Source organism: Rhizobacter sp. P3_B12 (assembly GCF_056402895.1).
In genome coordinates this window covers 1-6,037 of the sequence record NZ_JBFUGN010000319.1, presented here as the reverse complement: position 1 = coordinate 6,037, position 6,037 = coordinate 1, and the positions used below count along the sequence as shown (strand labels likewise).

At 70.3% G+C, this 6,037-nt stretch carries 5 protein-coding genes and 1 pseudogene; 1 reads left to right on the top strand and 5 read right to left on the bottom strand.

From position 1 onward, the window contains the following. The 4 genes and pseudogenes from AC1D01_RS17200 to AC1D01_RS17185 form a co-directional block, all read right to left on the bottom strand. Nucleotides 1–214, bottom strand: a pseudogene (locus AC1D01_RS17200) (branched-chain amino acid ABC transporter permease); the annotation flags it as partial. 3 nt (nucleotides 215–217) lie between these two features. Then, entirely contained in the window at nucleotides 218–1,159 is a 942-nt protein-coding gene (locus AC1D01_RS17195) for a branched-chain amino acid ABC transporter permease (RefSeq protein ID WP_477868328.1), read from the bottom strand. Between the two features lie 4 nt (nucleotides 1,160–1,163). Next, nucleotides 1,164–2,399 carry a branched-chain amino acid ABC transporter substrate-binding protein gene (locus AC1D01_RS17190; protein WP_477868327.1) on the bottom strand — a complete coding sequence of 412 codons (1,236 nt, stop codon included), beginning with the start codon at nucleotides 2,397–2,399 and terminating at the stop codon, nucleotides 1,164–1,166. Between the two features lie 20 nt (nucleotides 2,400–2,419). After that, nucleotides 2,420–3,211 carry an SDR family oxidoreductase gene (locus AC1D01_RS17185; protein ID WP_477868326.1) on the bottom strand — a complete coding sequence of 264 codons (792 nt, stop codon included), beginning with the start codon at nucleotides 3,209–3,211 and terminating at the stop codon, nucleotides 2,420–2,422. A gap of 202 nt (nucleotides 3,212–3,413) precedes the next feature. Between AC1D01_RS17185 and AC1D01_RS17180 the strand changes: the two genes are divergently transcribed. Next, nucleotides 3,414–5,384: a helix-turn-helix domain-containing protein gene (locus AC1D01_RS17180; RefSeq protein ID WP_477868325.1), complete on the top strand. Its 1,971-nt coding sequence runs from the start codon at nucleotides 3,414–3,416 to the stop codon at nucleotides 5,382–5,384. A 15-nt stretch (nucleotides 5,385–5,399) separates the two neighbouring features. On the opposite strand, the gene AC1D01_RS17175 is transcribed toward AC1D01_RS17180, so the two are convergent. Next, nucleotides 5,400–6,037, bottom strand: a 638-nt coding sequence (locus AC1D01_RS17175; protein WP_477868324.1) for a carboxylesterase family protein, incomplete at its 5' end; no start/stop codon positions are given.

Genomic DNA, 6,037 nt, shown 5'->3' with positions numbered 1-6,037 from the left:
TCGCATGCACCGTCGCGAAGGTGCCGATGCCGAAGTACGCCGCATGCCCGAACGACAGCATGCCGGCGCGGCCGCTGAGCATGCCGTAGGCGCTGGCGAACAGCGCCGCGATGAGCATCTGGATCGATGCGATCAGCAGGCCGGCCGACAACAGCGCCGGCAGTGCCGCCAGCAGCACCACGCCGGCCACGAGAAGGGGGAGTGTCGAGCGCATCGATCAGGCCTTCTCACCCATCAGCCCGCCGGGCCGCRCCAGCAGGATCAGCAGCATCAGCGCAAAAGGCAGCGTGGCGGCCAGGCTCGACAGCTTCAGCGTCAGCAGCCCGCCCACGCTCTGCGCCCAGCCGCCGGCACCGACGACGGCCAGCAGGTCGGCGATGCTGCGGTCCACGCCCACCGCCAGCGAGGTGACGATGCCGATCAGCAGCGAGGCCAGCATCGCCCCGCCGAGTGAGCCGAGCCCGCCCACGACGACGACCACGAACACCATCACGCCGACTTCGAGCGCCATGTTCGGGTTGGTGGTGTAGAACGCGCCCGCGATCGCACCGGCCAGCCCGGCGAGCGCCGCGCCGACACCGAACACGCCCATGAAGACCAGCTGCACGTTGTGCCCCAGCGCCTGCGCCATGCGCGGCTTGTGGATCGCCGCCCGCACGACGATGCCGATGCGCGTGCGTGTGAGCAGCAGCCACAGCGCGGCGAACATCGCGAGCGCCACAGCGGCCATCAGCGCGCGGTACGCCGGGTACTGCTGCCGGCCGATCGTGAACACCGCGAAATCGAGCGCCGGCGGAATGCGGTAGTCCACCGGGTGGTTGCCGAAGAACAGCTTGATCGTCTCGGCGATGATGAACGACAGCCCGAAGGTCAGCAGCAGTTCGTGCGCATGGCCGTGGTGGTGCACGCGGCGCAGGAACCAGCGCTCCACCACCACGCCGACCGCGCCCGACAGCAGCGTGGCCGCGACCACCGCCGGCCCGAAACCGAGCAGGCCCTGCAAGGTGTACGCGAAGTAGGCGCCGAGCATGTAGAACGACGCGTGCGCGAAGTTCAGCACGCCCATCATCCCGAACACCAGCGTCAGCCCGGCCGACACCATGAACAGCAGCAACCCGTAGACCGTGCCGTTCAGCACGCCGAAGACGAAGGACTCCATCGCCTCAACCGGGGCGCTGCATCTTGCAGCTGGCCTGCGCCGGCACGGCAGCCTCCTCGGCGGTGAACACCTTCACCGGCTTGAAGCCGAGCGCGGTGTCGTCGGCCTTGTACTTCGCGTCCTTGGCCACCACCGACACCACCAGCGGCAGCAGCACCTGGTGGTCGGCAGCGCGCATGCTGGCCTCGCCCATCGGCGTCTTCAGCCGCGTGGTCTCCAGCGCCCGCGCGAGCGCGTTGACGTCGAGCGCGCCGTTCACCGGCTTCGTGCGCTTCAGCGCATCGGCCACCATCTCGAGGCCGAACACCGTCTGCGGCTCGGTCGCGACCGGCCAGTGCCCGCTCTTCGCCTTGTAGTCGGCCATGAAGCGATCGCCTTCCGCGCCGGCGGCCTCGGCATTGAAGGCCTGCGCGACGAAGTGGCCTACCGCCTGCTCGCCGGCGTTCGCGATGTTGCCCACCTGGTCGAGGTAGATGGTGCCGAAGCGCAGCTTCAGCCCGGCCGCCTTCGACGCCTTCATCATCAGCAGCAGGTCGTTCGACCAGTTGCCGGTGATCACCGTGTCGGCGCCCGAGGCGCTGATCTTGGCAACGTAGGGCGCGAAGTCCTGGATCTTGTTGACGTCGTGCAGCGTCTTCTCCACCACCTGGTAGCCGCCGGCGCCGGCGTTGTCGACGATGGCGCGCTCCATGTCCTGGCCCCAGGAGTAGTTCTGGTTGATCGAATACACCTTGCTGCCCAGCGCACCCGCCTGCTTCATCGCCTGCACCAGCGCCTTGGTGCGCACCTGCGCATTGCCGGCGAAGCGGAAGTGGTGGAAGTTGCACTTCTCGCCGGTGAGTTCCAGCGCCTCGGCGCCGACGTTGATGTAGACGATCTCCTTGCCCGGGTTGCGCAGGTTGTGCTTGCGCACGTCCTCGGTGATCTGGCCGCCGATCGCCGACGAGCCGCCCTGCACGACGATCTGCACGCCGTCGGCGGCAGCGGCCTTCAGCTTGTCGGAGGCGCCCGCCGGGCCGCCCTGGTTGTCGTACTCCAGCAATTGCACCGGCTCRCCGTTCCAGCCGCCGGCGGCGTTCAGCTTGTCGACGGCATAGCGCACCGCGGCGCGGTAGGCCTGGCCCGTGGAGGCCTGCGGGCCGGAGAGCGTCTCCAGCACGCCGATCTTGACCGGGGCGGCCTGCGCCGCGGTGGCCAGCAGCACCAGCAACGGCAGGGTGGCGATTCGAACAGCATTCATCGTTTGTCTCCGAGGATTTTTTAGAGGTACTCGACGTTGCCGTCGATGCTGATGGCCTGCCCGGTCATGTTCCGGGCCGCAGGCGAACACAGGAACAGCGCGAGCGCCGCCACGTCGTCGGCGCTCACCATGCGGCGCAGCGAGATCTTGTCGAGGTACTGCTGGCGCATCTCGGCCACGCCGATGCCGACCGAGGCCGCGCGTGCCGCGATCACGCCGCTCATGCGCTCGCCCTCGACCGTGCCCGGCAGGATCGCGTTGACGCGGATGTCGTGCGGGCCGAGCTCGATCGCCAGCGATTTGGTCAGGCCGACGATGGCCCACTTGCTCGCCGCATACGGCGTGCGGTACGGGTAGCCCAGGCGCCCCGCGACCGAGGCCATCGAGATCAGGCACGGGCTGGCCGCCGAGCGCTTCAGCATCGGCACCGCGCGGCGCGCGAAGTAGTACTGGCTGTTCAGGTTGACGGCGATGGTGCGTTCCCAGCCGGCGCCGTCGATGTCTTCGACCGGCCCGGTCGGCCCGGCGATGCCGGCGTTGTTGACCAGCACGTCGAGCCCGCCGAACGCGCCCTGCACGTCGTCGAACACCAGGTCGACATCGGCGGCGACGGAGGCATCGGCCATGCTGCCGGTGATGCCCGGCAGCTCGGTCGTCAGGCGATCGAGCGCGCTGCGGTCGATGTCGCAGACGTGCACCCGCGCCCCCGCTTCGTGGAAGGCGCGCGCGATCGCGGCACCGATGCCGTTGGCGCCCGCCGTCACGAGGACGCGCAGGTGGGGCGCGGGCCGGAGCGAATCCAGGATGGGCATGCAGGTCCTCGGGTGAAAGAGGCGCCAGTCTCGATGCGCCGCGCGGCGCGGCCAATGTGCGGTGCGCACACCTTGAGGACCGCTTCAGTGTCTTTCGAAGCCCGCGCGCGTGCCGCTGCGGCGCTGGGGCCTCTGGTAGCCTGTGGCCCACGCAGACGCCGTCGACGGCGCACATGAACCAGCAGCAAACAGGAGACAAGCCATGCGGAGCAGTGCCCCGCCCTCCCCCGACGGCGCCGGCACGCTGGTCGCCGAGCTGATCCACCTGCTCCACCAGGGCGCGCCCGCCGGCGATTTCGCGCGCCGCCTGGCCGAGGTCGAGGCGCTGCCGGACCAGGTGCCGGCCAAGTCCACGCTGGCCGAGACGGTGCGCATGGCGATGGCGATCCGCAACCGGCTCGAGCTGCAGCAGCAGCGCGAGCGCGGCATGCTGGCCGTCATCGACTCGGCCCAGGCCTTGTCGAGCCGGCTCGACCTGCAGAGCCTGCTGGCCGCCCTGGTGCAGCGCGCGCGCAACCTGCTGGGCTCCGACGTGGCCTGGCTGTCGGTCTACGACGCCGAGCGCGGCGAGTTCCACGTGCTGGCCGCCGACGGCGCGATGCAGCAGACCACCTCGGGCATGGTGGCGCGGCACGACCGCGGCGTGGCCAGCGTCGTGATGTCGACACGCCTGCCCTTCATGACGCCCGACTACCTGCACGACCAGCGCTTCGGGCACGACGCCAGTCTCGATGCCGCCTTCCGCGATGAGGGCATCGCGGCGCTGGTGGGCGTGCCGCTGGTGTGGGACGGCGAGGTGACGGGGCTGTTGTTCGTCGCCGACCGCTACCACCGGCTGCACACCGCGCAGAGCATCTCGATCCTGTGCACGCTGGCCACGCACGGCGCGGTGGCGCTGAAGAACGCGCGCGACTTCGAGCGCGCCAACGCGGCGCTGCACGACGCCGACCAGGCCCGCGCCGAGCTGGAGCGGCATGTGCGCAGCATCCAGGCGGCGACCGACGCGCACGAGCAGCTGACCTCGCTGCTGGCGCGCGGCGCCTCGCTCGCGACGCTGTGCGAATCGGTCGCGCGGCTGCTGGGCGGCAGCGTGCTGGTGCTCGACGAAGCCCTGCAGGCGGTGAGCGCGCCCGCGGCGCCGGGCCATGCCGGCCCTGGTGCGGCCGGCTACACGCCGCACGGCGAGCGCAGCGCCGAGGTGGCGCGCGCGCTGCGCCAGAGCCGCGAGACGGGGCGCTCGGTGCCGGCGTGGCAGGTCGAGGGCGAATCCTGCCGGATCATGGCGGTGATCGGCGGCGACGGCATCCTCGGCGCGGCCCTGCTCTTCCACGCCGGCGAGCTGGAGGAGATCGCGATCCGCACCTTCGAGCGCAGCGCGAGCGTGATCGGCGTGGTGCTGCTGTCGCGCCAGCGGCTGGAGGCCTCGAAGAGCCACGACGCATCGGACCTGCTGCGCTCGCTCGTGTGGCCGCGCCAGGGCGAGCTGAAGGACCTGGTCGGCCGCGCCGAGCCGCATGGCGTGGACCTGTCGCGGCCGCTGGCGCTGATGCTGGTGGAGATGGACGGCCCGAGCGCCGGCTACGCGGCGCGGCGTTTCAGGACGATGCGGCCCTTGCCCCATGCCTTGGTCGACGACCTGGACGGCACGCTGGTGATCCTGTGCGGCGCCAGCGGCGCGCTCGACGCGCGGCTCGCGGTCTCGGCCTGGGCGCGCAGTGAGCTGCACGCGCCGCACCGCGGCGTGCTGTCGCGCCCGATCGGCGGGCCGGCCGAGATCCCGGCGCTGTACGCGACGCTGGGCCGTGCGCTGCCGGTGCTGCGGCGCATCGGCGTGCAGGGACAGATCGTCAACCAGAACGAACTCGCGCTGTACTCGACGCTGTTCGAGAGCCACGACCAGGCGAGCCTCGGCAGCTTTCTCGAAGCGACGATCGGCCCGCTGATCTCGCTCGACCGCAAGCGCAGCGCCGAACTGGCGCCGACGCTGCTGAGCTACTTCGACAACAACCAGAACGCGAAGACCACCGCGCAGCGCCTGGGCATCCACGTCAACACGGTGCGGCAGCGCCTGGCCACCATCGAGACGCTGCTCGGGCATTGGGGCCAGGCGTCGCGGGCGCTGGAGATCCACATCGCGCTGAGGCTGTGGCACCTCAGCGCGGGGGGCGACTGAATTGGCGTCAACCCTTTATTGAACGCTGATCTGCTTCGCGCTCGGCGAGGCGTCGAACACCAGCGTGGCCGGCCACTGCGGCCAGGTCGTGCCGAGGCCGGCGTTGTTCGGGTCGCCATTGCGCGCGAAGGCGCCGATGCTGCGCATCATCGCGTTCGACAGCGCCAGCCGGCCGGGCTCGTTGGCCGTGGTGTTCGCGAAGTTGGCATACAGCGACGGGCCGAAGTTGCCGAACGCGAACGGCAGGTCGAACGCGTGCGCCGCGCCGTAGATCTCGTTGAACGGGGCCGGCATCTCGTCCCAGTCGAAGCGGTAGTACCAGATCGGGTTCTGCTGCGATTGCAGTGCGCCGAGCACGCTGTCGCGGCTGTTCAGGAAGAAGATCCGGTTCAGCTGCTCGGAGCGCGCGGTGAAGCCGGTGACGGGCGCGTCGATCGGCAGGTACGACGGCGGGATCCACTGCGCGATCGTCGTCGTCGCCGGCCCGTTCGGCTTGTAGTTGAACGCGATCGAGAACACCGTCGGGTCGTCGAGCAGGCGACCGCTGCCGGTGCCGCCGGCCAAGGGCAGCAGCGTGGGGAACAGCTTGCCTTCGTCGCGCGTGTTGCCGGCCAGCACCGGCACCTTCAGGTAGCTGCCGGCCTGGATGGCCG